The organism is Faecalibacterium hattorii, from assembly GCF_003287455.1.
In the GTDB taxonomy this organism is placed as follows: Bacteria; Bacillota; Clostridia; order Oscillospirales; family Ruminococcaceae; genus Faecalibacterium; species Faecalibacterium hattorii.
This window is the reverse complement of the sequence record NZ_PRLC01000013.1, coordinates 64,198-88,890: the sequence shown is the minus strand read 5'-3', so window position 1 is coordinate 88,890 and position 24,693 is coordinate 64,198. Positions and strand designations below refer to the sequence as shown.

At 54.5% G+C, this 24,693-nt stretch carries 26 protein-coding genes; 17 read left to right on the top strand and 9 right to left on the bottom strand.

Annotated features, from left to right (window positions below):
• Window positions 1–27: 27 nt before the first annotated feature.
• The 5 genes from C4N23_RS09965 to C4N23_RS09950 all read right to left on the bottom strand — a co-directional run bounded on the left by C4N23_RS09965 (window position 28) and on the right by C4N23_RS09950 (window position 3,675).
• Window positions 28–882, bottom strand: coding sequence for a hypothetical protein (locus tag C4N23_RS09965; protein WP_146746481.1), 855 nt, complete (start codon window positions 880–882; stop codon window positions 28–30).
• A 29-nt stretch (window positions 883–911) separates the two neighbouring features.
• Window positions 912–1,382 (bottom strand): DUF6650 family protein, encoded by a 471-nt coding sequence (locus tag C4N23_RS13825; protein WP_146746480.1) that lies wholly within the window; start codon window positions 1,380–1,382, stop codon window positions 912–914.
• Window positions 1,383–1,451: 69 nt separating this feature from the next.
• A complete protein-coding gene (locus C4N23_RS09960) occupies window positions 1,452–2,789 on the bottom strand; it encodes a relaxase/mobilization nuclease domain-containing protein (protein ID WP_112145753.1) in 1,338 nt (445 codons plus the stop codon).
• A complete protein-coding gene (locus C4N23_RS09955; RefSeq protein WP_112145751.1) occupies window positions 2,750–3,079 on the bottom strand; it encodes a plasmid mobilization protein in 330 nt (109 codons plus the stop codon). Before C4N23_RS09955 ends, C4N23_RS09960 begins: the two co-directional genes overlap by 40 nt.
• A gap of 245 nt (window positions 3,080–3,324) precedes the next feature.
• Complete coding sequence (locus C4N23_RS09950) at window positions 3,325–3,675, bottom strand: helix-turn-helix transcriptional regulator (protein ID WP_112145749.1); 351 nt, start codon at window positions 3,673–3,675, stop codon at window positions 3,325–3,327.
• 218 nt (window positions 3,676–3,893) lie between these two features.
• Here C4N23_RS09950 and C4N23_RS09945 point away from each other — a divergent pair, with 218 nt between their 5' ends.
• From C4N23_RS09945 to C4N23_RS09895, 9 genes are all read left to right on the top strand, one after another.
• Entirely contained in the window at window positions 3,894–4,439 is a 546-nt protein-coding gene (locus C4N23_RS09945; protein WP_112145747.1) for a PadR family transcriptional regulator, read from the top strand.
• 2 nt (window positions 4,440–4,441) lie between these two features.
• On the top strand, window positions 4,442–6,055 hold the full coding sequence (locus C4N23_RS09940) for a flavodoxin family protein (RefSeq protein ID WP_112145745.1): 1,614 nt from the start codon (window positions 4,442–4,444) through the stop codon (window positions 6,053–6,055).
• A gap of 34 nt (window positions 6,056–6,089) precedes the next feature.
• Window positions 6,090–6,278: a cysteine-rich KTR domain-containing protein gene (locus tag C4N23_RS09935; protein ID WP_112145743.1), complete on the top strand. Its 189-nt coding sequence runs from the start codon at window positions 6,090–6,092 to the stop codon at window positions 6,276–6,278.
• 526 nt (window positions 6,279–6,804) lie between these two features.
• Window positions 6,805–7,245, top strand: a complete 441-nt coding sequence (locus C4N23_RS09930; protein ID WP_112145741.1) for an RNA polymerase sigma factor — start codon at window positions 6,805–6,807, stop codon at window positions 7,243–7,245.
• A complete protein-coding gene (locus C4N23_RS09925) occupies window positions 7,226–7,477 on the top strand; it encodes a helix-turn-helix domain-containing protein (RefSeq protein ID WP_112145739.1) in 252 nt (83 codons plus the stop codon). The genes C4N23_RS09930 and C4N23_RS09925 overlap by 20 nt, the downstream gene beginning before the upstream one ends.
• 389 nt (window positions 7,478–7,866) lie before the next feature.
• Complete coding sequence (locus C4N23_RS09910) at window positions 7,867–8,154, top strand: excisionase (protein ID WP_425349592.1); 288 nt, start codon at window positions 7,867–7,869, stop codon at window positions 8,152–8,154.
• A 113-nt stretch (window positions 8,155–8,267) separates the two neighbouring features.
• Window positions 8,268–9,449 (top strand): tyrosine-type recombinase/integrase, encoded by a 1,182-nt coding sequence (locus C4N23_RS09905; RefSeq protein ID WP_112145735.1) that lies wholly within the window; start codon window positions 8,268–8,270, stop codon window positions 9,447–9,449.
• Between the two features lie 93 nt (window positions 9,450–9,542).
• Complete coding sequence (ychF, locus tag C4N23_RS09900; RefSeq protein ID WP_055191909.1) at window positions 9,543–10,676, top strand: redox-regulated ATPase YchF; 1,134 nt, start codon at window positions 9,543–9,545, stop codon at window positions 10,674–10,676.
• Between the two features lie 71 nt (window positions 10,677–10,747).
• Window positions 10,748–11,431, top strand: coding sequence for a 5'-methylthioadenosine/adenosylhomocysteine nucleosidase (locus C4N23_RS09895; protein WP_112145733.1), 684 nt, complete (start codon window positions 10,748–10,750; stop codon window positions 11,429–11,431).
• A gap of 53 nt (window positions 11,432–11,484) precedes the next feature.
• On the opposite strand, the gene C4N23_RS09890 is transcribed toward C4N23_RS09895, so the two are convergent.
• The 3 genes from C4N23_RS09890 to malQ form a co-directional block, all read right to left on the bottom strand.
• On the bottom strand, window positions 11,485–11,925 hold the full coding sequence (locus tag C4N23_RS09890; protein WP_097839156.1) for a hypothetical protein: 441 nt from the start codon (window positions 11,923–11,925) through the stop codon (window positions 11,485–11,487).
• 61 nt (window positions 11,926–11,986) lie between these two features.
• Window positions 11,987–12,781, bottom strand: a complete 795-nt coding sequence (locus C4N23_RS09885) for a diguanylate cyclase domain-containing protein (RefSeq protein ID WP_112145731.1) — start codon at window positions 12,779–12,781, stop codon at window positions 11,987–11,989.
• A gap of 194 nt (window positions 12,782–12,975) precedes the next feature.
• Window positions 12,976–14,517: a 4-alpha-glucanotransferase gene (gene malQ, locus C4N23_RS09880; protein ID WP_112145729.1), complete on the bottom strand. Its 1,542-nt coding sequence runs from the start codon at window positions 14,515–14,517 to the stop codon at window positions 12,976–12,978.
• Window positions 14,518–14,672: 155 nt separating this feature from the next.
• Between malQ and C4N23_RS09875 the strand changes: the two genes are divergently transcribed.
• The 3 genes from C4N23_RS09875 to C4N23_RS09865 are packed head-to-tail and all read left to right on the top strand — an operon-like array spanning window position 14,673 to window position 17,672.
• Entirely contained in the window at window positions 14,673–15,860 is a 1,188-nt protein-coding gene (locus C4N23_RS09875; RefSeq protein WP_097839159.1) for an alanyl-tRNA editing protein, read from the top strand.
• Complete coding sequence (gene trmB, locus C4N23_RS09870) at window positions 15,857–16,612, top strand: tRNA (guanosine(46)-N7)-methyltransferase TrmB (protein WP_097839160.1); 756 nt, start codon at window positions 15,857–15,859, stop codon at window positions 16,610–16,612. Before C4N23_RS09875 ends, trmB begins: the two co-directional genes overlap by 4 nt.
• Window positions 16,613–16,625: 13 nt before the next feature.
• Window positions 16,626–17,672 carry a putative ABC transporter permease gene (locus tag C4N23_RS09865; protein ID WP_112145727.1) on the top strand — a complete coding sequence of 349 codons (1,047 nt, stop codon included), beginning with the start codon at window positions 16,626–16,628 and terminating at the stop codon, window positions 17,670–17,672.
• 80 nt (window positions 17,673–17,752) lie between these two features.
• Here C4N23_RS09865 and C4N23_RS09860 read toward each other — a convergent pair whose 3' ends face one another.
• A complete protein-coding gene (locus tag C4N23_RS09860) occupies window positions 17,753–18,673 on the bottom strand; it encodes a sugar phosphate nucleotidyltransferase (protein WP_055191893.1) in 921 nt (306 codons plus the stop codon).
• A 167-nt stretch (window positions 18,674–18,840) separates the two neighbouring features.
• Here C4N23_RS09860 and C4N23_RS09855 point away from each other — a divergent pair, with 167 nt between their 5' ends.
• The 5 genes from C4N23_RS09855 (at window position 18,841) to C4N23_RS09835 (ending at window position 24,354) form a co-directional block, all read left to right on the top strand.
• Window positions 18,841–19,635 (top strand): SDR family NAD(P)-dependent oxidoreductase, encoded by a 795-nt coding sequence (locus tag C4N23_RS09855; protein WP_112145725.1) that lies wholly within the window; start codon window positions 18,841–18,843, stop codon window positions 19,633–19,635.
• Window positions 19,636–19,749: 114 nt separating this feature from the next.
• The gene (locus tag C4N23_RS09850; RefSeq protein ID WP_112145723.1) at window positions 19,750–20,385 is read left to right on the top strand and encodes an RpiB/LacA/LacB family sugar-phosphate isomerase; all 636 of its coding nucleotides are present in this window, start codon (window positions 19,750–19,752) and stop codon (window positions 20,383–20,385) included.
• Between the two features lies 1 nt (window position 20,386).
• Window positions 20,387–20,749 carry a DUF1622 domain-containing protein gene (locus C4N23_RS09845; RefSeq protein WP_112145721.1) on the top strand — a complete coding sequence of 121 codons (363 nt, stop codon included), beginning with the start codon at window positions 20,387–20,389 and terminating at the stop codon, window positions 20,747–20,749.
• 315 nt (window positions 20,750–21,064) lie between these two features.
• Window positions 21,065–22,807: an ammonium transporter gene (locus C4N23_RS09840; protein ID WP_112145719.1), complete on the top strand. Its 1,743-nt coding sequence runs from the start codon at window positions 21,065–21,067 to the stop codon at window positions 22,805–22,807.
• Between the two features lie 269 nt (window positions 22,808–23,076).
• Window positions 23,077–24,354 (top strand): chloride channel protein, encoded by a 1,278-nt coding sequence (locus C4N23_RS09835; protein ID WP_112145717.1) that lies wholly within the window; start codon window positions 23,077–23,079, stop codon window positions 24,352–24,354.
• Window positions 24,355–24,693 lie beyond the last annotated feature (339 nt).

Here is a 24,693-nt window from a genome sequence, read left to right as displayed (position 1 = left end):
AATCGGCTGCTGCGCCCCGGTTTTTTCTCATTTTCTTAATTCCCCAGTTTTTTGTGCTACAAACTTTTCAAACATTTTTTCTTTCGCTTTTCGTTCTCTTTCTGCCAATAAATCATCAAGGATTAGTTCAATGCCTGCTCGAACATAGGGGAACATTTCAAGACATTCATCTTCGCTTAACTCGTGTATGCCTTTGCTCACAATACCATAAACATTCTTATTTTCAACTAAAATATTTGGAAGAAATTCTTTCAAAGTTTCAATTTTTACGTCAAACTTCTGGTGTTCAAATTCCTCACTTGGTATTGAAATTCTGTCTGCAACTTCACTATATTTATCAAATACTAATTTTTCAATAATACGACGTAAATATACAAATGATCCTATGCCAATGCCATGAGCAAACAAGCCTACTGCTTTGCTTAATTCACGGTATTGAGTTCCTAAAACAGATTTATATTTTGCAATTTCAGGTATCACTAAGTCAGCAACCGAAGGATATTGCCCGATCTTGATTATTTTATCGTCAGTCACAATTAAATCAAATAGAATTGCATGTCCTTTATCTCGTGTGCAGCGATATGTCAAAACATATCTTTTGTTAAGATAAGAATTAAAAGTTTCTTCTTTTTTGGGTATGCGCATTTTCCCACTTACATCATCAAAAATATTTATTCGCATGATACCCGTTTCTTCGTGTATTTCGCTCGTAGCATACTCGAATACTCTGTTTGTACCACATTGCTTACAAAAGCAGTCAATTGTATTTCCAACATAATCTCTTTTGGAAAGATACTTCTCAAGTTCGTCTAAATCATCAATTGAAATATCTACACTATCATATAGACCCCTATTTACTAATAATTCTTCAATTTTTCCCACGAATATACACCTCACGCATTCTATATCTATTATTCAGGGATTATTTGCGCTAAATCATCTTCAACATCTATCCCGTATGCTGTTGCTATTTGTCCTACCATTACCCCAAAAACGCCGCGAAGTTCTCCTACTGCTGATGTAAAAATCCAATTATCAATGTTTCCGTTTTGGCAAGCATGGCAACGAAACTCTTTACGGTCTGGACATTTGCTCAAGAATTTATTACAAGCATTACGCATAGCTCTAACATAAGAATTAAGTTCTGACTTTTCATCTATTTGTTGGAGTTCAGAGGTAAGATAATTCTTTATTTCTGTAACTGATGTAATACAAGGACATACAGACTCATATTCGTATGCCGAATATAGCACCCTACGCGGTTCTAAAAAAATAATTATCCGTCTGGCTATGCTGCGCTCTGTATCAACGGGATTCCATGATATTCCAAATACAGGACAGCTAATGCCTGTAAGTCTGTTCAATATTTCTGAAAATCTCATCTAACCACTTCCTCTTTTATCTTCATTAAAAATTGTAGCATGAATATGTAAAAAAATCCACCAAAAACCTTATTCTCGTCCCACTTCCTTTCCACGTTCCAGCGGGTAATCTTTTTTCAAAATGCTGTCGATATTTCGCTTGATAACATCGTATTCCTTGACCTGTTTTTTGCGTTTGCCATACTCGGCGTACAGGGCTTCTTTTTGCTCTTGCAGTTTGGCATACTCCGCTTGCAGCGCGGAAACGTCGGGAAGTTTGGAAACGCCCGCCGACTTTAGTGCCTTTGCCGCCGCTTCATGCAAAATGATTTCGCGCTCATGGGCTGCCCGGTAGCTGCCCTTATTCTTTGCCTTTCGGTATGCGTCATAAGCGGGCTTTGTCTTTTGGTAGGTGGTAATGTTCTTGATAAGCACCGCCATATCGGAAAGCCTTGTTTCCATGTCTTTTAGGGTGGCTGCTGCCTGTTCGCTTGCCGTCTGGACTTCCGCAATTTTGGCGGTCAAATCCGCATACTGTTCAATCCCATGCGCCGTGAGGAAGCTGTATGTTTTTGCCGCCTGTTTCAGATTGTAGATTTTCGCCCATTGCTCATAGCCCCGGTTTTGCGCTGCCTTGATACTGTTCTCAATGTCAATAAGTAGACTGACGCCCCGATCTGCTTGCGGGGCTTTTTCTGCGTGGGTACGCTTGCCCTCTATCCGTTCCCGGATTGCTTCCTCGGTGTAGTCTGCGCCAATGGTTTTTAAGCGGGTAAACCGTTCCTGCCCTGGTACAAGGCAGGACACATATTTTCCGCGCTTTATCTCATACCCCAACCCTTGCAGACGGGATAGCAATTCCTCGAAGCTGTTTACCTGCGGGATTAGGGTATCAATGGCAATCTTTAGTTTTGCCTTTGCGGATTTCTCCTTGTGGTATGCAGCATAATTTTTCCCCTTGCTGCCTTTCTCCGGCACAACCACCGACAAGCCATTTTCCCGGCACAGCCTGTCACTGATGTTGCGTATGCCGTAATAGCTGCGCTTGTTGGAAACATACTTGTGGTGATCTACAAAGTTGACCGCGCAAAAAATGATGTGGTTATGGATATGCCCCTTATCAATGTGCGTCGTCAAAACGTATTCATGCTGCCCTTTTGTTACCGCGTCGGCAAGCTGCCGCCCGATCTCATGGGCTTTTTCATAATCGACTTCCCCCGGCTCAAAGGATTGTATCAAGTGATGGGCGAGATTGTTTCCCTTGTCCAGAGCTTGCGACAGGGTAAATCCAAACTCAATGTCTGCCGTTTCATAGGAGCAGCCGAAAGAGGACACCAGCATTTTCCCGTCGGTCTTGTCCGGGTTTTGGATATAGTCAAGGGCTTTGCTCAACGTGCTTTTAACAGGTTTAATCTTTGTAACCGCCATATCTCCGCAAGCACCCCCTTTATTTCCTCTATGTCCTCTTGGTAGACGCTGCCCGTCGCATTGACGCGCTTTGCAATCTGATTGATATTGACCCCGATTTTCTGTATCTCCGCTGTCATAGCCTTTATGTCGCTATGGTCTATCCGAATGATGTATCCGTCGATTGCCATTTTCCGCAAATAGGCTTCCATGTTCCGAGTGGGGACGAGCTTCATTTTCTCCTTGATCAATGCCCGTTCTTCCTCGGTTACTCTGAATTTGATTTGCACCGTTCTCTTTCGTCCGTCCATGCGCCGACTCTCCTTTCTGCTTAGAGGGTTTGGGACACTTCCCAACAAGCAATTTTCAACCAACACGCCGCAGGGGGCAGGGGGCGAAAATACGGAAAGGGTACCCCTTTCCTATGCTTGCTATTCATCTTTTCGTATTCTCCCACGATAAAAATACAAATTTGCTGAACACTTCCGCAGAAAAAGAAAAACGCCATAGAAACAATACGTTTCCATAGCGTCCTTTTGCCCATTTTGCTTTGTGCTTACTCTTTTTCGACTTCCGTGATCTCTCTTGCCGTTGCGGTTACAATCCGTATGCCTTTATCGCTCATACCGTCCAGCAGCGCGTCAAGCTGCCGCCGCCCGGTGGATTTCTCCGCATTGCTGTTCGGAAAGAAAAATTGATCTACCGAAATATGATACCGGGTTACAAGGTCATAGAACACCTGTAAACTCGGCTGTTGTCCCTTGTTCTCGATATTCGCAAGGTAGCGCGGGGAGATATATAACTCGTCGCTTACTTTTTTCCGGCTCTCGCCGCATTCTTTTCTCGCGGCTTTTATAGCTGCCCCGAAAGCCTTAAAATCGTACAATGGTACAGGTCTTTTTGCCATTATTCATTCACCCTATTACATTCTACTGTTCACCTTTCTTCTTGGATATGTCTATATAGTTCTTATTATTAGCTTAAATAATTCCTTTTAATTTGTTTCAAGACACATCCTTTTAATTTGTTTCAAGACACATACACTTGACAATATTCAACAAGTGGAATATAATATTCATATTCCACTTGTTGAATATATAATTTATTAAAGGAGAAAGCCTCGTTATGCTTAAACATGGGATATTGGGATTACTAAACTATGGGGATATGACTGGCTACGAAATTCGAGAAGCCTTTGAAAGTTCGCTTAAATTCTTTTGGCCTGCTCAAACCAGCCAGATTTATCGTGAACTTATTGTTTTAGAAAAAAACAAATGGATTGAAAAACATACTGTTGAACAATCGGGCAAACCAAATAAAAATATCTGTTCTATTACAGAAGAAGGACGAGAAGAGTTGCTACGTTGGTTAAGGGACCCAGATGTAAATATTGATATGCGTTCTCCAACTTTAATGAAAATCTTTTTTATGGGTGAATTGCCCATTTCAAGTAGCTTGGATTTTTTCAAACAACTTAATGATGAATACCGCATTGGCTCAAAGGCGCTCCAACAGACAGACGCTTCTATTACATCGTATCAAGAAATGATACCCGACAAAAAAAGTGCGGTATTTTGGCAAATGACAGCTGACTTTGGAAAGAGATATACACAAATGTATCTGGAATGGATCGAACACTGTATTCACCTTTTGGAAAACATGGAGGAATGAAAATGAATATTCTTTTAGTCAATGGAAGCCCAAAGGGTGAACGCAGCAATACGCTTCGGCTTGCTAACGCTTTTTTGGAAGGGATTTGCTATGCACAGAAAGATTGCTTGCCTAAAATTGAAAGGCTTAATATTGCGCAGATGGATATTAACTCTTGTCTTGGGTGTTTTTCCTGTTGGAAAACCACTCCCGGAAAATGCTGTATTTACGATGATATGCAAATAGTTCTTGAAAAGTTATTATGGGCTGATCTCACAATTTGGAGTTTCCCATTATATTATTTCAATTTGCCAGGCAAGCTCAAAACAGTAATAGATCGGCAGCTTCCTTTAACTCTGCCTTTCATGCTATCTAATGCAGAAAGCGGCGGCCACCCTACAAGATATGATATGAGTGGAAAGAAAAACGTTTTAATCTCTACTTGCGGATTTTATACGACAAAGTCAAATTACGATAGTGTAACAGCACAATTTGACAGGATTTACGGCAAAGGAAACTATGCTACCTTATTTTGTGGAGAAGGTGAACTATTTAGCGTACAAGAATTATCAAACCGTACAGAAGAATATCTGGCGGTTGTTCGACAGGCAGGGCAAGAGTATGTTTCCGGCGGTATAAAAGCAGAAACAAATGCAAAACTACAAGAATTGTTATTTCCGAGAGATGTTTTCGAGCGCATGGCAGACGCAAGCTGGGGTATCACGCAAACAGGCGAAAAGGAAGATTTTTCGTTAACTTTTACTAAGCAGATGGCCGCACTTTATAATCCGGCAGCGTATTGTGGAACAGACATAATCTTTGATATAGATTATACAGACATCGGAAAACGTTATCGTATTATCTTGGGAAAAACGGAAAGTCGTGTTGTTGAAAAATTTAACGAAAAACCAGCAACGGTAATTCATACGCCTTTTTCTGTATGGCAATCTATTGCTGCCGGAGAAATAGAAGGCTCTGCCGCTTTAATGAAACATTTATATTCTGTCGAAGGCGATTTTGACTTAATGCTGAAATGGGACGATTATTTTGGACAACACCAAAACGCAGATATAACAAAAGATAAGTCAACACCAAAAAGAAAAACAGATATGCGTTATGTTTTAATCCCCTGGATTGTATTTTGGATAGCTTCAAATATACATGTTTTTTGGGGAAGTATGATCAGCATTTTTGTTTGTTGCTTATTACCTTTGCTATTTTATAAAAACAAAAAAACAGTTTATGATGTAATTTCCGGCGCATTGGTAAGCATATTTTCAATGTTGCTACTTATCAACTTGTCGGCTGTTACTGTAATGCCATTGTCTTATTTAGCATTTGGTATTATGTGGAGCATATCTGCTTGTCTGAAAATACCTCTTTCCGCAGAATATTCTATGAATGATTATGGTGGGGAAAAAGCCTTGAAAAACCCTATGTTTATTACTACCAACCGTATCTTAACTGCTGCATGGGGTATTCTCTACTTAGTAACATCAATTTGGACATATTTTATTATGGGTACTGACGCAGGAAGTTATGTTGGAATTATAAATTCAATTCTTCCAGCAATAATGGGGATATTTACCGCATGGTTTCAAAAATGGTATCCTCGTAAAATAGCAAAAGGAAAGTAGAAAAATCTTCTTGAAAGTATAATGGGGTGATCATATATCAGAATTTCAATGGATATTATGTCCAATATGTAAAAATAAAACGCGGGTGAAGATCAGAAAAGATACAATACTTGAACATTTCCCCCTGTTTTGCCCTAAATGTAAGCAAGAAACGCTAATCAATGTAAGCCAACTAAATATCACAGTTATCAAAGAGCCAGACGCACAGACGCAGAGCCGATAACACGCAGATCAAAAATGCGGTTATCGGCTCTTTCTTTTTGACAACTGCTCGCGCTGTACGATTGCTGGTTAAGCGGAAAAATAAACCGCTGCTATTAGTATTGAATACGGTGCAAACCGAAAGCGGCGGTTTTGAATAAGTCAATCAAAGCCGCCGTTTTCTTTTTCAAAAAATGAGAATACGGGGGGTGTGTTAAAGTCGCCCTTTTTTAAGGATACGGCGGTATCTGGGAGGTATCGCCGTGTCCATTTTTATTTGTAACAACCCGCCTAATGCTCTACGGTCAAAAAAAGCCATTACACGCCATCGGGATATTCCGGCTATAAATATGAACTATCAATACATCTAAATACTGCTTACATTTCCTTTGCGCTCGTCCGCGTCTTGCGGACGGGCGCATTTTTCTGTTCTCAAAAGTTTTTTCAAAAACTTTGCTTTTCCATTTGGCACAGACACGGCGCGTCCGTGGAAGGCAGCCGAAAGGGGATAAATAACCCGCCCCCCGGGAACGAGAGGGGGTGAGAATATGGATTACCCTGCTCGGTTTGAGTGGCAGACAAGATGTGAGTTTAATGCGTACTGCAAACGCACATTACGCAACGAACTGATCGACGCCTGCCGGGAACGCAAAAGCCGCAAGCGGCACGAAGTGAGCTTTGCAGACCTTACCCCGCACGAAGAAAAGCAGCTTTATACCGTTGACAGATATTTTGTCAACGAGGACGAAGAAGCCTTTTGCGCGGGTGGCTTGAAGATCACCGCGAAACTGCTTGCCGAAGCTCTGCACTCCCTGCCGGACGAAAAACGTCAAGCCGTACTGCTGTACTACTTTTTCGACATGACAGATGTTGAGATCGCGGAGCTGATGAAAGTACCCCGCAGCACAGTACAGTACCGCCGGACAAGCTCTTTTGAACTGCTAAAACGATACTTGGAGGAACGCGCCGATGAATGGGACGAATTGTAACACCGACGAGCGCGGCTTATTGCCCTACCCGGTCATTTTAGCCGCGACAAAGGGCGACCCGGAAGCCATGAACATTGTCATGCAGCACTACCAAAGCTACATAGCCCACCTGTCTATCCGAAAAATCCGCGACGAGCGCGGCAACACCTATTACGGTATAGACAATGACTTACGGGAGCGGCTGCAAGCAAAGCTCATGCGGGCTGTCCTATCCTTTAAGGCAGAAAAGTAACGTAAAGTGTCCCCCTTTCCGCTTGGCGTAATTCTGCCCCATTCGCTCCTTGACAAAGAAAGCGGCGCAAAATAATGGCGACGCAGCATAGGGCAAGATCGGACACATTCTCCCTGTATTGAGCCAAACGGCGGGTGCGCCACGACCGCTTTTCCCTGTGGGGAAAATCAGAGCGACCAACACCGCGCCGGAAAGCAAGCGTGGCAGCTTGCGGGCGACGACTGTACAGGCAGGACAATGATACTCCCGCGTTGAACGCCCTCAAAGCATTGCGCGGCGCACCCACAAGCATGGGACGGGGTGAAACTCCCGTGGAGCTGTTGCCAACAGCCGCCCGATGAAAAGCCCATTTCATTTTTATTCAGATCAAAGAAAGGGGAATTAAGTTTATGAGTAAATCAAACGAAATGCAATTCCCTTTTACAGCAAAAAGTAAAGGGGTAACAATAACCGAAGATGAAGCAGCCGGATTTAATCGAAAAGAAGATCGGGTTCCTATTCATCTAAAAATGACACTGACCATTAAGGAAGCTGCCGAATATAGCAATATCGGGATCAACAAAATTGACTCTATGCTGCGGCAGCCCAACTGTCCTTTCGTTTTGTATGTTGGGACGCGAAAACTCGTCAAACGCCGAGAATTTGAAGAATATATCCGCCGAGAAATTACAATCTAATTTTTTGCCGCTTATTGGTTGAGATTGTTCCGTATATGATTGAAAAAATAGAGTCTTTGTGCTATACTTTATAGTTGCGTTGGACTCTTTTTTGTTGAAGGGAGTCCGTACTGATGGGAAAAAACTTAAAAGGTAAAGAATGCGGCAAAGGCATTTATCAAAGAAAGGATGGTTTATACTCCGCAAGATTTTATGCGAAAGATGGCAAGCGCAAAGAAAAGTATTTCGATACGCTGCCAGAAGCGAAAAACTGGCTTGCTGACGCAAGGTACGAAGAACGGCATAACTTGATCGTCACTTCCCCCGATATGACAGTTGACAAGTGGTTTACTTACTGGATTGAGAATATTGTTTGTGATCTTGCTCCGAATACCAAACGCAATTATCGAGAGCGGTACAAATGGAATATTCAGCCGGTGTTGGGAACCATGTGTATAGGCGATGTAAAGCCCATGCACTGCAAAGCTGTTCTCAATCGAATGGAAACCACCTACGCAGGCTCCACAATCCGGCAGACTTATATCACGATGGGAACCATGTTCAAATCGGCGGTTATGAATGACATCATCGGAAAGCACCCCATGAACGGTGTTCGTTACACAAAACCTGTTCGGGCGGTAGATGATATTAAATACTTGACCGTTGAGGAACAAGAAAAATTCCTCGAAGTGGCAAAGCGTTCTCATAATTACAGGCAGTATGTGTTACTGCTTGAAACAGGATTAAGAACGGCTGAATTGATTGGTCTGACATGGGACGCTATAAATTGGAAGAAACACACCCTGACGATCAGCAAAAGTTTAGAGTATCGGCACAGTCAAGGCTATTGGCGAGCTGGTCCACCAAAAACGAAGAAAAGCTATCGCACAATTCCGCTTACGGATATGGCATACTCCGTTCTTAAAAGCTGTTACGATGAACGGAACAGCCGAAAGGAGTCTGATGTACTGTCACAGGTTTTGGAGTACACGGACAGCCGAACAGGAGAAAAGAAATGCCTTGTCATGCGTGATCTGGTGTTCGTAAACTGGCGAACCGGGGAACCGGCGAAAAACAGTTCCTATGATACCCACCTATACAAGTTGTGTGATGAAGCTGGTATCAAGCGTTTTTGTATGCACGCTCTGCGACATACCTACGCCACACGCGCAATCGAGCGCGGCGTACAGCCAAAGGTCTTGCAGCAGCTTTTAGGACACGCGAGTATCAAAACAACAATGGACAGATATGTTCATGTGACAGACGAATCTATGATAAAAGCCGTCCGCCAATTTGAACAAGCTACGCCAGCCTGATATGAAAAAAGGGCGTAAAAAGGGCGTAAACAAAATTTAGAGAAAGGCAGAAAGCCTTGTAAATCAAGGGTTTCTGGATAGGTATAAGATAAAATGAAATTAGGTATCGTCGGTCTGCCGAACGTCGGCAAGTCCACTCTGTTCAACGCCATCACCTCCACCAAGAACGCGGAGGCGGCGAACTATCCGTTCTGCACCATCGAGCCCAACAGCGGCATCGTGGCCGTGCCCGACAAGCGGCTGGACAAGCTGGCCGAGATCTGGCAGACCAACAAGAAGACCCCCGCCATCGTGGAGTTCGTCGATATCGCGGGCCTCGTCAAGGGTGCCAGTCAGGGTGCGGGCCTTGGCAACAAGTTCCTCGGCCACATCCGCGAGTGCGACGCCATCGTGCATGTCGTGCGCTGCTTCGACGACGACAACATCATCCATGTCGTCGAGGACGTGACCAAGGCCGAGGCCGTGGACCCCATCGCCGACATCGACGCCATCGACTATGAGCTGATCCTCTCCGACCTCGAAGTGGTCCAGAACCGCGCGGGCCGGATGGCCAAGGCCGCCAAGAGCGGCAACAACAAGGGCGCTGCCGCCGAGGCCGCTTGGCTGCAACAGCTGGCCGACCACCTGAGTGCCGGCAAGCCCGCCCGTAGCTTCGACTTCGACGAGAGCGACACCGAACAGCAGACCGTGCTGCACGAGATGGGTCTGCTGAGCGCAAAGCCGGTCCTGTACGCCTGCAACGTGGGTGAGGACGACCTGATGGAGGGCATCGAGAACAACAAGTATGTCCCGCTGGTGGCTGCCCGCGCCAAGGAAGAGGGTGCCCGCTATATCCCCATCTGCGCCAAGACCGAGGAGGACATCGCCGATTACTCCCCCGAAGAGAAAAAGGCCTTCCTCGCCGAGATGGGCATCGAGGCCAGCGGTCTGGACAACCTCATCACCGCCAGCTACGACCTGCTGGGCCTGATCTCCTTCCTGACCGACGGCAAGAAGGAGTGCCGCGCTTGGACCATCCGCAAGGGCACCAAGGCTCCTCAGGCCGCCGGTAAGATCCACAGCGACTTCGAGCGCGGCTTCATCCGCGCCAGCGTCATCGGCTACAGCGACCTCGAAGCCAACAACTTTGACTACGCCGCCGTCAAGGCCAAGGGTCTGCAGCGCACCGAGGGCAAGGAATACGTCGTCAAGGACGGCGACGTCATTGAGTTCCTGTTCAACGTTTGATTGCCCTCTCAGGCTCACTTCGCTCGCCGGCTCTCCTAAGGGGCGAGCTTACAAGGAAAAGGATTTCAACTATGATTATCGGAATTATGGGCGCAATGCCCGATGAAGTCGATCAGCTCTGTGCCAAGCTGGAGAACGTCACCGTGGCGCCCTATGGCGGCGTGGAATATCACAAGGGCACCCTCGCGGGCAAGGAGGTGGTGGTCTGCTGCGCCGGCATGGGCAAGGCCAACGCCGCCGCCACCACGCAGGTGCTCATCACCAAGTTCGGGGCCGAGAAGATCATCTTCTCCGGCATCGCGGGCAACATGACCTCGAAGATCGGCATCGGCGATGTGGTCATCGGCAAGACGGTGCTCTACCACGATGCCCAGTTGGACATGATCTGCCAGAACCCGCCGTTCCTGAAGGAATACACCGGCGACCCGGAGCTGATCGCCGCCGCCGAGGCCGCCTGCAAGGCGGCTGGCGTCAAGGCGCTGACCGGCAAGATCGCCACCGGCGACCTCTTCGTGGGCGACCGCGAGACCAAGGCCGCCATTGAGGCCAAGTGCGCCCCCGACTGCGTGGAGATGGAAGGTGCCGCCGTCAGCCAGATTGCGGCCAAGAATGGCGTTCCCTGCGTCATTCTGCGCGCTATGAGCGACAACGCTGACGAAGACGGCCACGAGGTGCTGGTCGTCAAGAAGTTCAGCATCGCCGAGTACGTCGCCACTGCGACCAAGATCGTCGCCGCCATGGTCGAATCGCTCTGATTTTACCCCGATGCGTAAAAGGAGCCGGGCTTGCCGCCCGGCTCCTTTTTTGCTTACAGGAACTGTTCCAGCTTGATGCGGTTGTCCTCCTCGAAATCCTGCAGCCGCTGCATCAGCCGCTTGGAGCCGGGGGCCGCGTCGGGGTAGTCCTTTTGGGATTTGATGCAGTCCATCACGCCCTGACTGCTGCCCTCGGAGAGCATTTCGGCCAGATTCCGGGTCGATTTGTCGGTCAGGGTCTTCATGCCGATGCCCATCTTGGTGTTCAGCTTCGCCATGGCGCTCTGGCCTTGGGCGGTGCCACCGCAGGCCTCGATGGCGGTGTGAGCCTCCTGATTCAGCTGCCGGTAGATGTTCCGCTCCCGCAGCAGCTCGGCCTTGAACGGAGCATCCTCCGTCATGGGTACGATCTGCTCCAGCGTATTTTTGCCCATCTCGGTATTCTGTACCACGGCTTCCAGTAAGTTGAGGTTGTCGTTTTTCTGGTTTTCCATAACAAAAATCCCCCTTCTGGCACTTAGCGTACCCAGAAGGGGGATCGTTTATCCATGGGGATTACCCGGCGCAGACCTGATCGCCGCCCGCCGTTTTGGCTGCGGCCAGCCGCTCTTCACAGAGCTTGTACAGCGCATCCCAGTTTTTGCCCCGGACTTCGCCGGTACAGGCACAGCCGATGGACTGGGTGAACGCCACCCGGCGCATCAGGCCCACCGAGGCCACGCACTCGCGGGGCATTTCCGCGTAGATGCCCCGCAGCTCCTCGGCCAGTTCCGCGCAGGTCTTGTCCGCGCAGCCGATGGCAAACAGCGTATCGGTCAGGCGGCAGACCACCCGCTCGTCCGGGCGGTCGTAGTGCTTTTTCCACTGGTTCGCCACAAAGCAGACCAACTGGTTCATCACGGCGTCACCCTGCTGGGCCAGCAGCTCGTCGGCCTTGTCCAGCTCCACCAGCGCCAGCGAGGCGCAGCGGTGGGCGTCGGTCCAGTCGTCCAGCCGGGTGCAGAACTCGATCTCAAAATAGCGGCGGTTGAACACGCCCGACAGAAAATCGTGGTTCATATCGTCGCGGCAGAGTTCCCGCTCCCGCGGGGTCATCCGGTCCTCCGGCAGGTCGTTGCCCGCCAGCGGTGCCGTCATCTGCAGCTGCCATACCTTGCCATCTGCCACGATCTGACGGCGCAGCACGCAGTCCACTTGCCCGTTGCGCAGCTCATAGTCCACCATCAGGCCGTCATCCTGCCAGCTGCGGGCCGACTCCTCGTCCGCCTCGGTCGGGGTCACGTCCTCGAAAGCTGCCTGTGCGCTGCGTACAAATACGCGCAGGTCCTGCTCGGTCCATTCTTTTTTCATGCATTTTTCCCCATCATCGTGGTGCCGGATTCTCCCTCCCGGCACCCTTTTCCACGGGACCGCCTTTTTACGATCCTCGATTCACAATCGATTATACCACTCCGGCGGGCGACTTGCCAGCAAAACGCACAAATTTTAGCTGATTTTTTCACAACTTCGTCAATCTGCCAAAGATATCCCGGTTTTTCCGGTTTTTATGCACGGCAGACCACTTCGCACTCGCCCCGGATCTCCTTGGCCAGCGCGGCGGTGTCGAACCCGGCGGCGGCGCGCCATGTCCAGTTGCCGCCCAAGCGGCCGGGGGTGTTCAGGTGGGCTTCCTCGCCCAGCCCCAGCCAGTCGCCCATGGGGATGATGGCACGATCCGAAGCCGAACCCAGCGCCGCCCGCAGCAGGGCCACGCGGGCGGTGTCTGCCTTGACCGCGGCCACTTCCTTGGCAGTGGGGCGGCAGGGCACCAAGTGCAGGTAGGCAGCCGCCATGGTCTTTTCCTTCTCGGTGGCGCTGTTTTCCCACCAGTCGTTCAGGGTGGTGTTGTCGTGGGTGCCGGGGTAGACCACGCTGTTCTTGATGTGGTTATGGGGCAGGTACTCGTTGTCGCCGCCGCCGAAGGCGAACTGCAGCACCTTCATGCCGGGGAAGCCGCTCTCAGCCAGCAGCTCACGGACGCTGTCCACGATGTCGCCGAGGTCCTCCGCGATGATGGGCAGCTTGCCCAGCGCCCCTTCGAGGGCGTGGAACAACTCCATCCGGGGGCCGATCTCCCACTTGCCGCCGCGGGCCGTCGTGCTGCCCGCCGGGATGGCCCAGTAGGTATCGAAGCCGCGGAAGTGGTCGATGCGGAGCAGATCGTAGATGCCCAGCGCGTGCCGCACCCGCTTGATCCACCAAGCATAGCCGGTCTCGCGGTGGTAGGGCCAGTTGTACAGCGGATTGCCCCAGAGCTGGCCGTCGGCGGCAAAGTAATCCGGCGGGCAGCCGGCCACGCGGGCAAAGCCGCCGTTGGCGTCCAGCTCGAACAGCGGGCCGCCCACCCAAGCGTCCACGGAGTCCGCCGAGACGTAGATGGGGATATCGCCGAGGATCTGGATGCCCTTTTCGTTGGCGTAGGCTTTGACCTTTTTCCACTGGGCCGCGAACTCGTACTGCAAGAACTTCCAGAAGCCGATCTCTTCCTCGTTTTCGGCTCGGAAGCGCTCCAGCGCACCGCCGTCCCGCAGACGGTACTCGCGGGGCCACTCGGTCCAGCTCTTCATCCCGTTGGCGGTCTTGAGCGCCATGTACAGGGCGTAATCCTCCAGCCAGCCCTCATTTTCGAGGGTGAAGGCGTAGTAAGCATCCGGGTAGTAACGGGCACAGCCGTGCAGCCCTTCCCACTGCTTGCACCATGCGGCGTAAGCGGCCCGCAGGATCTTGTAGCGGCTGGTGTACAGCGTGCCGTAATCCACTGCCAGCGGGTCTTTGCCCCAAGGCTCGGCCTTGAGCTGGGCCGCCGTCAGCAGCCCTTCGGCCTTGAGGGCATCGAGGTCGATGAAATAGGGGTTGCCCGCAAAGGCGGAGCAGCTCTGGTAAGGGCTGTCGCCGTAGCCGGTGGGGCTCAGCGGCAGGATCTGCCAGATCTTCTGGCCCGCAGCGGCGAGAAAATCAACGAACTTTTCAGCTTCCTTTCCGAAGCAGCCAATTCCATAAGGGCCGGGCAGGCTGGACACCGGCATCAGGATTCCACTTTCACGCATGATGTACCTTCCTCATTTCGTTCGGATTTCGGTTATTTCCTATCATAACATAACCGCAGACTATTTTCCACAGGCAAAAAACGTGGTATACTAGAAAAAACTGTTCCGTCGCCGCTCTGCGCCGCCGGAACAGTGAATGCTTTTTGGGAGGATCTATGCAGCCCACACAAAAATACTACGAGGCCGATGCGTACCGCCGCGAAGCTGACGCCGTGATCCTTGCTGCCGAACCGGACGGCCGGGGCGGCGGGAAGCTCGCGCTGGATGGCACGGTCTTTTACCCCGAAGGCGGCGGCCAGCCCGCCGACCACGGCACCCTGACCCTGCCGGACGGAGCCCGGCTCACCGTCACCGATGTCCACGAGCAGGGCGGCGTCATCTGGCACAGGGTGGACGCCCTGCCCGATACCGCTGCCCCCGGCACCGCCGTGACCGGCCGCATCGACTGGGCATGGCGGTTCGACAAAATGCAGCAGCACACCGGCGAACACATCCTTTCCGGCATCCTGCACCAGATGTTCGGGGCCGAGAATGTCGGCTTCCACATCGGCTCCGACGCCGTGCGGATGGATACCAGCGTGCCCATCTCCGCCGAGGGGCTGCGGGAGGCGGAACTTGCCGCCAACCGCATCGTCTGGCAGAACGTGCCGGTGCTCATCACCTACCCCACCCGCGAAGAACTGGCCCGGATGACCTACCGCAGCAAAAAGGAGATCGAAGGCCAAGTGCGGATCGTGACCATCCCCGGCGCGGACGTCTGCGCGTGCTGCGGCACCCACACCGCCGCCACCGGGGCCGTGGGGCAGATCAAGATCCTCGCCGCGGAAAACTACAAGGGCGGCGTCCGGCTGAGCATCGTCTGCGGCGAGCGGGCCCTGTTGGCCGCACAGGCCATGCGCCAGCGTCAGGCCGACATCGGGGCCCTGCTCAGCGCCAAGCCCAGTGAAACAGCCCACGCCGTCCACCGGGTGTACGACGAGTACACCGCCCTGAAATTTGCCCACTTCGGCCTGTGCAGCGAGCTTTTCGACGCGCTGGCCGCGCAGGTCGCCCCCGGCGCGGACGCCATCCGCATCGTGCCGGGACTGGACCCCGACGGGCTGCACCGGCTGGCCGCCCGGCTGAGCGAGGCCACCACCGGCCTGTGCGCCGCCCTGACCGCCAACGAAAAGGGCACCGGCTACTGTCTGGCCCAAGCGGGCGGCGACGTCCGCGCCCTGACCAAGGCCTTGAACACCGCACTGAACGGCCGCGGCGGCGGCAAGCCCGGCATCTGTCAGGGCAGCTGCGCCGCTGCCCCCGAACAAGTTGAAACATTTTTGAAGGAGAACCACACCGTATGAGAATGCGATTCAAACCCTACGCCCACGAGGAACTGATGGCCGCCGATTTCCACGTCCACGACCCCTTTGTCTGGGGCGGCAAGTGGCACGCCCAGTATGCCCGCCCGGAACAGCCTTTCGTGCTGGAGCTGGGCTGCGGCAAGGGCGGCTTCCTCTCCCAGCTGGCTTCGGCCCACCCGGAGAACAACTACCTCGGCATCGACATCACCGATAAGGTGCTGATCCTCGCCAAGCGGAAGATCGAGGCCGCCTATCAGGAAGCGGGCCGCCCCATCGACAACGTAAAGATCATGAGCGCCGACATCGAGCGCATCCGCAACGTCATCACGCCGGAGGATACCGTCCGCCGCATCTACATCAACTTCTGCAACCCATGGAGCAAGAACGCCTCCTCCAACAAGCACCGGCTGACCTACCCCCGCCAGCTCATCCAGTACCGCGCCTTCCTCGAAGATGGCGGCGAGATCTACTTCAAGACCGACGACGACGATCTGTTCCGGGACAGCCTCGAATACTTCCCCGCTTCCGGCTACGAGATCACGTGGAAGACCTTCGACCTCCACGAGAAGGAGCCGGAGTGGAACATCCGCACCGAACACGAGGGGATGTTCACCGAGATGGGCATCAAGATCAAGGCCCTCATTGCGAAAAAGCTGCCCGGTGACGAGACCGTGACGTGGATCGAGCCCAAGGTGCTCAAGAAGATGGCCGCTGCCGCCGAAGCTGCCGCAGCCGAGGGAAAAGCCGAATAACGGAGGTGATTTCATGGTTGCCTTTTTTACCGATACGATGATCTGCGGGTTTTCGCTCTACCAGATCCTCGCGTACTTCCTCATCTACTCCTGCATCGGCTGGTGCCTTGAGGTCGTTTACGCCGCCGTCTCCACCGGCCAGCTGGTCAACCGCGGCTTCCTGAACGGTCCGGTCTGCCCCATCTACGGCTTCGGCATGATCATCGTTCTCTTCCTGCTGACGCCCTTGCAGCACAGCTTGCTGCTGCTCTACATCGGCGGCGTCATCCTGCCCAGTACGCTGGAACTGGCAGGCGGCTGGGCGCTGTACAAGCTCTACCACACCCGCTGGTGGGACTACAGCGATTATCCCTTCAACATCGGCGGCTATATCTGCCTTGAGTTCTCGCTGCTGTGGGGCGTGGGCACCCTCATCGTGATGAAGATGGTCCACCCGGTCATCGCCGGACTGATCGAGATGATCCCGCCACTGGTGGGCCTCATCCTGATGATCCTGCTCTACGCCATCTACGCGGCAGATACCATCGTCACCGCCTTTGCGGCCTCCGACCTTGCCCGCGACCTCGATGCGCTGGAAAAGGTGGCCGACAGTATGCACGCCGTCAGCGACGCCATGACCGAACTGCTGGGCACCAACGCCATGGCCGTGGATCAAAAGATGGACGAAAGCCGCTTACAGTTCAAGCTGGCCGCTGCCGAGGCCCGCGACAGCGCTTCCAGCCTGTCCGCCCGTGACGCCGCCAACGTGATGCGCGCCAAGGCCGACGAAGCCATGGAGGCCGCCAAGAAAGCCTCGCAGGACGCCAAGCTCAACGCCGAGGAAGCGGCCAACGCCGTCAAGCTGGCGGCCAAGGGCACAGCCGAGCGCACCGCCGAGCTGCTCCGTCTGGAACAGTTGGCCGAGGAGCTTCAGGTTCGCAGCGAGGAGTTCCGCGCCCGCACTCAGAAGGCCACCCCGCATTTCGGCAAGCGCCGTATGCTCCGTGCCTTCCCCAAGATGAAACACGGCGAACACAACCGCTCGCTGGACTCCCTGCGGGAACAGCTCAAGCGGAAATAAGAGACAAAAAATGGGGCTGTTGCACATCGTTTTAGCCGAAAGTGCAGCAGCCTCTTCTACGTTGTAATATTTTCAGCTTATCACGCCCACAGATCTTCCGGGTACAGGCCGTCCTGCGTTTTCTGCGCGATGGCGGCCACCACGGTGGGCTTGTCCTCACGGTAGGTCACGCCGTACCACTTATCGCGGCTGTGGAGGATCTTGACCGCCGCCTTGCCCTCGTCGATGAGCTCGCTGACCACGAGGGGCAAGAAGTACTCACACTTGAGGGGGTTTTGTTCCAGATGCTCGGTCAGCCAGCCCGCAAAGCGGCGCTCGGCCTCGTCGAGGAAGCTCTTGCCGAAGCCCCACAGGTTCATGCTGACGGGGGCATCGGCGGGCAGGTCGTGCCAGCTCTCGCCGCCATCCTCGGTGTAGTGGATGCCGTTTTCATAGGTCTCGATGCGGGTGCGCTCGGTGACGCTGCGGAGGGTGCCGTCCGCGTTTGCCACGCAGACGCCGCGGGCCACGCTGCCGTTTTCGGAGACGGTATTCTTCAGCAGATAGCTGACCATGCAGTAATCATACACGGTGCCGTCCGCGTGGGTGGAGAGGTAATCGTAGATGACCTTGAAGGCCTCCGGGCCATAATAGTCGTCCGCATTGATGACCGCAAAGGGGCCGTCAATGAGGTCCTTGGCCGCCAGCACCGCGTGGCAGGTGCCCCACGGCTTGACCCGGCCCTCCGGGATGGCAAAGCCCGCAGGCAGCTCGTCGAGCTGCTGGAAGGCGTACTTCACCTTCATGACCTTGGCCACCCGGTCGCCGATGGCGGCCTTGAAGGTCTCCTCGATCTCATGCTTGATGACGAAGATCACGGTCTCGAACCCGGCGCGGCGGGCATCGTAGAGGGAATAATCCACGATGACCTGCCCGTTCGGGCCCACCGGGTCGATCTGCTTCATGCCGCCGTACCGGCTGCCCATACCAGCCGCCATGACCACCAATACCGGTTTGTTCATTTTCTGCTACCTCCTGCACAAGTGCGTTTTCTCCGCTCCATTATACTCCAAACGCCGGGCGGCAACAAGTGTCGGTTTGCAGCGTGAAAATTTTCATGGATTCTGCGATTTGGGTGTGTTAGAATAAACGTAGGAAAAAGCAATGAAGAATTGAGAAAGGACAAGCCATGAATACAAAAACCGTCTGGATCACCGGCGCTTCCTCCGGCATCGGGCAGGAGTTTGCCCGCCGGTACGCAAAGCTGGGCTTCCGGCTCATCCTGACCGCCCGCCGGAAGGACCGGCTGGATGCCCTTGCCGCCGAACTCTCGGCCAAGCACGCCATCCCCTGCCGCGTTCTCCCCGCCGACCTTGCCAGCGATGCGGAGTGCGACGCGCTCTGCGCCGCCCTCGCCGACGAGCGGATCGATTTCTTCATCAACAACGCGGGCTTCGGCGCCTGCGGCAGCTTTTTGGAGACGGACCCGGAAAAGGAGCTTTCCATGCTGCGGGTCAATGTCCTCGCGATGCACCGGCTGTTCAAGTTCGTGCTGAAAAAGATGGAGGTGCAGGGCTTCGGGGCCATCCTGAACGTGGCGTCCTCCGCCGGGCTGCTGCCGGGCGGGCCTTATATGGCGGGCTACTACGCCTCCAAGGCCTACGTCGTCAGCCTGACGCGGGGCGTGGCCGAGGAGCTGCGGGAGCAGCACAGCCCGGTCTACGTCTGCGCCCTCTGCCCCGGCCCTGTGGACACTGAGTTCAATGACCGCGCCGACGTCGTCTTCGCACTCAAGGGCATTTCGCCCCAGCTCTGCGTGGACGAGGCCATGCGCGGGATGCTGCGCCACAAGACCATCATCGTGCCGTCGGCCCTGATGCGGGCGGCCACCACAGTTCAGAAGCTCGTGCCCACCCCGCTGCTGATGCCCATCATGGCCCGGCAGCAAAAGCGGAAATTGGGGAAAGACACCTTCCGCCGTTGACTTTTCCGCCCCGACCGGATACACTAAACACAGCAGTTTCTGACACGCTCCGCCGTTTTCCACTTTATTTTGGAAAGCGGTGGAAAATCCGAACACTCTGAGGAGGAATTTTCCATGAAGATCGCTCTCATCAACGAAAACAGTCAGGCCGCCAAGAACGGCATCATCGAGGCCGCTCTGAAGAAGGTCGTGGAACCCATGGGCCACGAGGTCGTCAACTACGGCATGTATGCCGCCGACGACAAGGCCCAGCTGACCTATGTGCAGTGCGGCATTCTGGCCGCCATCCTGCTGAACAGCGGCGCAGCCGATTACGTCATCACCGGCTGCGGCACCGGCGAGGGTGCCATGCTGGCGCTGAACAGCTTCCCCGGCGTCATCTGCGGCCATGTGGAGGATCCCGTGGACGCTTACACCTTTGCCCACGTCAACGACGGCAACGCCGTGGCCATGCCCTTTGCTAAGGGCTTCGGCTGGGGCGGTGAGCTGAACCTCGAATACTGCTTCGAGAAGCTGTTCGGCTTCGGCCACGGTCAGGGCTACCCCAAGGAGCGGGTGGAGCCGGAGCAGCGCAACAAGAAGATCCTCGACGGTGTCCGCGCCGCCACCTTCAAGCCGCTGATCCAGTGCCTGAAGAGCATCGATCAGGACCTGCTGAAGGGTGCCGTGGCCGGTGAGAAATTCAGCGAGCTGTTCTTCGCTTCCTGCAAGGACGAAGAGCTGGCTACCTACGTCAAGACCCTGCTGTAAGATGGGGGCGCTGTATCAGTTCAACAACGTGATCGCGGAGGCGCTGGAAGGATTTCTGGAATCCGCCGTCCCCATGATCGCGGGGCTGGCCGAGGTCATCGGCCTGTTCATCATCGTCACCAGCCTTGCGCGGGCCACCCACCACTATATCCGCACCTTCTTTTTCCACGAGCGGTTCGATTTCCACCACGAGATGAGCAGCGGCCTGACCACGGCGCTGGAATTTCTGATGTCGGCAGAGATCGCCAAAACGTTCCTGCTGCAGAATCTAGAATCGGTGGTGCCCTTGGCGGCTACCTTCGCACTGCGGGCACTGATGAGCCTTCTGCTCCACATTGAGATGCGCGGTGCGCACAAAGAATAAACCTCTCAGGCAGTTCGGGCAGCACGCGGCTCCATGATGAAGCAGGCGGGCTTCGGGGTTTTCCAAAGTTTATGTGTTGTTGTGCCGCTCGGATTGTGAAAAACGTCAAAAATCAAGTCTGGTACTTGACACCTTGACCCAAACGCTCTATACTCGTGCCATCGAAAGCAAAGGCGCTGACGGAAGAGATTCCGCCAGCGCCTTTTGTTTTCCATATTTTGCGCTGCTGCGCAGATAGAGGGGTGCAGCAGCGGGTTTTGCCAAGGGCCGGTACTGGCGTCCGGCCCGCCAAAGATCGTGGGGAGGTAGGATCTCATGTTCAACTCCGTAAACACCTGCTGGGTGTTGGTTGCGGCATTCCTCGTTTACTTCATGCAGGCGGGTTTTGCTCTGTGTGAAGCGGGTTTCACCCGCGCCAAGAACACCGGCAATATCCTCATGAAAAACATGATGGATTTTTGCATCGGCACCCCGTGCTACTGGCTCATCGGCTTCGGGCTGATGTTCGGCGGCACCAGCGCCCTCATCGGCGGGTTCGACCCGTTCATTCAGGGCGATTATTCCCACTTGGGTCTGGATATCCCGCTGTGGGTGTACATCGTATTCCAGACCGTGTTCTGCGCCACGGCAGCCACCATCGTGTCCGGCTCCATGGCAGAGCGCACCAACTTCAAAGCGTACTGCGTCTACTCCGCCGCCATTTCGCTGGTGGTGTACCCCATCTGCGGCCACTGGATGTGGGGCGGCGGCTGGTTGCAGAGCATGGGCTTCCATGACTTTGCCGGTTCCGCAGCGGTCCACAACGTCGGCGGCGTCATCGCCCTGCTGGGCGCGGCCATGCTGGGTCCCCGCATCGGCAAGTACGACAAGGACGGCAACCCCCACGCCATCCCCGGCCACAACCTGACGGCCGGTGCACTGGGCGTCTTCATCCTGTGGTTCTGCTGGTTCGGCTTCAACGGCGGCTCTTCCCTGAGCCTGTCCACCGACGCCACCATGACCCTGACAGGCCTCGTCTGCTTCAACACCAACCTTGCCGCTGCCGTGGCCACCTGCGTGACCATGATCTTCACTTGGCTGCGTTACGGCAAGCCCGATGTCTCCATGACCCTGAACGGCTCGCTGGCCGGTCTGGTCGCCATCACGGCGGGCTGCGATGCAGTCTCCCCCTTCGGCGCGTTCATCATCGGCTTCGTCGCCGGCGTCCTCGTGGTGCTGAGCGTCGAGTTCTTCGATAAGATCGCCAAGATCGATGACCCCGTGGGCGCCGTCTCCGTCCACTTTGCAAACGGCGTCTGGGGCACCATCGCGGTCGGCCTGTTCTCCAACGGCGGCGACGGCGTGGGCAAGGGCCTGTTCTACGGCGGCGGCCTGAGCCAGCTGGGCATTCAGCTGCTGGGCCTCATCACCGTGGACGCCTACGTTCTCATCGTGATGTTCCTCATCTTCAAGATCATCGACAAGACCATCGGTCTGCGCGTCCCCGCAGAGGTGGAGATCGACGGCCTTGATATCCACGAGCACGGCCTTGCTTCCGCTTACGCTGGCTTCTCCATCTCCGACGCCAACGCAGCGGCCATGCTCCCCAACGAAAATACCGACCTCGGCGAGGATGATCCCGTCAAGGCATCGTCGAAGCAGATCGATGCAGCCGTTCCCGTGGTGCGGGAGCCCGCTGTCATCCACGACGGCATCTACGACACCGGGATGCACAAGGTGTCCATCATTGCAAAGCTGTCCAAGTTTGACCAGTTGAAGACCGCCCTGAACGATCTGGGCGTCACCGGCATGACGGTCACGCAGGTGATGGGCTGCGGCATCCAGAAGGGCACCAGCGAGAAGTACCGCGGTGTGCCCGTGGACTCCACCCTGCTGCCCAAGATCAAGGTCGAAGTCATCGTCTCCAAGATCAGCGTTGACTCCGTGGTCGAAGCCGCCAAGAAGGCCCTTTACACCGGCCACATCGGCGACGGCAAGATTTTCGTCTACAACGTGACCCGTGTGGTCAAGATCCGCACCGGCGAGGAAGACTTCGCCGCACTGCAGGACGTGGAGTAAGGCTCCACCCTTTTTCTCCGCTGTCCCGCCGCATGGCGTGCGATAGATATCTGTTCTCCTTTTTCTCCTTTTCCTTTTTTCTGAATCCAAGCACACAAAGCCTCCGCTCCTTCCGCACAAGGGAGCGGGGGCTTTGTTGTACCGGCCATACGGAAATCACATGGCTTTCTTAGCCGTTTTTTAGTTGACAACCCCCCGCCGCTGTGCTATTTTGGAGCGGTTCTGAACGATTTTCAATTAGGATGTCCAATGTGCAGGAGTTTTCTTCTATGAGCAATTTCAACGAGTTCCAGCGCGCGGCCAAGGCTGCCATCCGGGTGGCCCTGCAATGGTTTTTCCTCGCGATCCCCACGGGGCTGATCTGTGGGCTGGTGGGCACTTTGTTCCACCTTTCCGTCGAGCGTGTCACCGAGCTGCGGGCCGACCAGCCGTGGCTGCTGTTCCTGCTGCCGGCGGCGGGCCTTCTCATCACCGCCTTATATAAGGCAACGAAGTGCGAGGGCGTGGGCACCAACAACATCATCCGGGCGGTGCAGAGCGGCGAGCCGGTAAGCATCCTGCTGGTCCCGGCCATCTTCCTCGGCACCGTGCTCACCCACCTGTGCGGCGGCTCCGCCGGGCGCGAGGGCGCAGCGCTGCAAATGGGCGGCAGCATCGGCTGGAACGTGGGCACCCTGCTCCACCTCAAGGATCACGACCGCCGCACCGCCACCATCAGCGGCATGGCCGCCTTTTTCTCGGCCCTGTTCGGCACCCCCCTCACCGCTGCCCTCTTCGCCATGATGGTGGAGGACGTGGGCCTGACCTTTACCTCGGCCTTTGTCCCGGCCTTCACCTCGGCCCTCATCGCCTACGGCTGCTCGCTGGCCTTTGGCATCGCCCCCACCCACTTTGCCATCACGGCCCCGGAGCTGACGGTCTGGAGCGCCTTCCTCGTCATCCTGCTGGGGTTCGCGTGCGCCGCCGTCTCCCGGCTGTTCTGCGGTCTGCTGCACTTCATGGAGCACAAGGTGCCGCAACTCCTCCCGAACCCGTGGCTGCGCGTCTTCGTGGGCAGCGTGGCCGTCATCGCCTTTTCCTACCTGTTCGGCGTGGGCCGGTACAACGGTGCGGGCATGGGCGTCATCACCGCCGCCGTGGAGCAGGGCGAGGCCCTGCCGTGGGACTTTTTGTGCAAGATCTTCCTCACCGCGCTGACCCTTTCCTGCGGGTTCAAGGGCGGCGAAGTCGTGCCCAGCTTCTTTGTGGGGGCCACCTTCGGCTGCGTTTTTGGCCCGCTGCTGGGTCTGCCCGCCGGGTTTGCGGCAGCGGTCGGCCTTGTCTCCATCTTCTGCGGCGCGACCAACGCCCTCATCCCCTCCATCCTGATGGGGTTCGAGCTGTTCAGCGGCGCGGGGCTGGAGCTCATCGCGCTGGGCTGCGGCATCTGCTATATGCTCTCCGGCCACCACGGCCTGTACAGCAGCCAGACCTTCGTCACCAACAAGCTGCGGTCCGAATATATGTCCCACAAACTGCGGCATAAGGTGAAAAATCAGGAGGAATGACGTTCCAGCCCTTGATTTTTGCCGCCCAACGTGCTACAATCAGCGTAGTTTCATTCCGTCCAAAACGATGATGCGGACAAACCGAGGCTTTGCCCCCCTGCGTTTCAGAGAAAGCCGCCGCTTTTATAAAAAGCGTGCTGCAAGCGGCCCAGCGCAGCCAGAGCTTCTACCACCGCAGAGTGCAGAGGCGAACCTCTGCCGGGTGCGCCCGTTACAGCACAGCGAGTGGTGCGGCGTGCCGCACAATTCGGGTGGAACCGTGGAACGCGAAATTTTCAAGCGCTTCATCCCGTGTATTGCTGCGGGATGGAGCGCTTTTCGTTTTTCACATTTTTTCGT

Coding starts and splice junctions, on each gene's coding strand:
- C4N23_RS13825 (WP_146746480.1), bottom strand. CDS start 1,382: ATGAGATTTTCAGAAATATTGAACAGACTTACAGGCATTAGCTGTCCT.
- C4N23_RS09960 (WP_112145753.1), bottom strand. CDS start 2,789: ATGGCGGTTACAAAGATTAAACCTGTTAAAAGCACGTTGAGCAAAGCC.
- C4N23_RS09955 (WP_112145751.1), bottom strand. CDS start 3,079: ATGGACGGACGAAAGAGAACGGTGCAAATCAAATTCAGAGTAACCGAG.
- C4N23_RS09950 (WP_112145749.1), bottom strand. CDS start 3,675: ATGGCAAAAAGACCTGTACCATTGTACGATTTTAAGGCTTTCGGGGCA.
- C4N23_RS09945 (WP_112145747.1), top strand. CDS start 3,894: ATGCTTAAACATGGGATATTGGGATTACTAAACTATGGGGATATGACT.
- C4N23_RS09940 (WP_112145745.1), top strand. CDS start 4,442: ATGAATATTCTTTTAGTCAATGGAAGCCCAAAGGGTGAACGCAGCAAT.
- C4N23_RS09930 (WP_112145741.1), top strand. CDS start 6,805: ATGGATTACCCTGCTCGGTTTGAGTGGCAGACAAGATGTGAGTTTAAT.
- C4N23_RS09925 (WP_112145739.1), top strand. CDS start 7,226: ATGAATGGGACGAATTGTAACACCGACGAGCGCGGCTTATTGCCCTAC.
- C4N23_RS09910 (WP_425349592.1), top strand. CDS start 7,867: ATGAGTAAATCAAACGAAATGCAATTCCCTTTTACAGCAAAAAGTAAA.
- C4N23_RS09905 (WP_112145735.1), top strand. CDS start 8,268: ATGGGAAAAAACTTAAAAGGTAAAGAATGCGGCAAAGGCATTTATCAA.
- ychF (WP_055191909.1), top strand. CDS start 9,543: ATGAAATTAGGTATCGTCGGTCTGCCGAACGTCGGCAAGTCCACTCTG.
- C4N23_RS09895 (WP_112145733.1), top strand. CDS start 10,748: ATGATTATCGGAATTATGGGCGCAATGCCCGATGAAGTCGATCAGCTC.
- C4N23_RS09890 (WP_097839156.1), bottom strand. CDS start 11,925: ATGGAAAACCAGAAAAACGACAACCTCAACTTACTGGAAGCCGTGGTA.
- C4N23_RS09885 (WP_112145731.1), bottom strand. CDS start 12,781: ATGAAAAAAGAATGGACCGAGCAGGACCTGCGCGTATTTGTACGCAGC.
- malQ (WP_112145729.1), bottom strand. CDS start 14,517: ATGCGTGAAAGTGGAATCCTGATGCCGGTGTCCAGCCTGCCCGGCCCT.
- C4N23_RS09875 (WP_097839159.1), top strand. CDS start 14,673: ATGCAGCCCACACAAAAATACTACGAGGCCGATGCGTACCGCCGCGAA.
- trmB (WP_097839160.1), top strand. CDS start 15,857: ATGAGAATGCGATTCAAACCCTACGCCCACGAGGAACTGATGGCCGCC.
- C4N23_RS09865 (WP_112145727.1), top strand. CDS start 16,626: ATGGTTGCCTTTTTTACCGATACGATGATCTGCGGGTTTTCGCTCTAC.
- C4N23_RS09860 (WP_055191893.1), bottom strand. CDS start 18,673: ATGAACAAACCGGTATTGGTGGTCATGGCGGCTGGTATGGGCAGCCGG.
- C4N23_RS09855 (WP_112145725.1), top strand. CDS start 18,841: ATGAATACAAAAACCGTCTGGATCACCGGCGCTTCCTCCGGCATCGGG.
- C4N23_RS09850 (WP_112145723.1), top strand. CDS start 19,750: ATGAAGATCGCTCTCATCAACGAAAACAGTCAGGCCGCCAAGAACGGC.
- C4N23_RS09845 (WP_112145721.1), top strand. CDS start 20,387: ATGGGGGCGCTGTATCAGTTCAACAACGTGATCGCGGAGGCGCTGGAA.
- C4N23_RS09840 (WP_112145719.1), top strand. CDS start 21,065: ATGTTCAACTCCGTAAACACCTGCTGGGTGTTGGTTGCGGCATTCCTC.
- C4N23_RS09835 (WP_112145717.1), top strand. CDS start 23,077: ATGAGCAATTTCAACGAGTTCCAGCGCGCGGCCAAGGCTGCCATCCGG.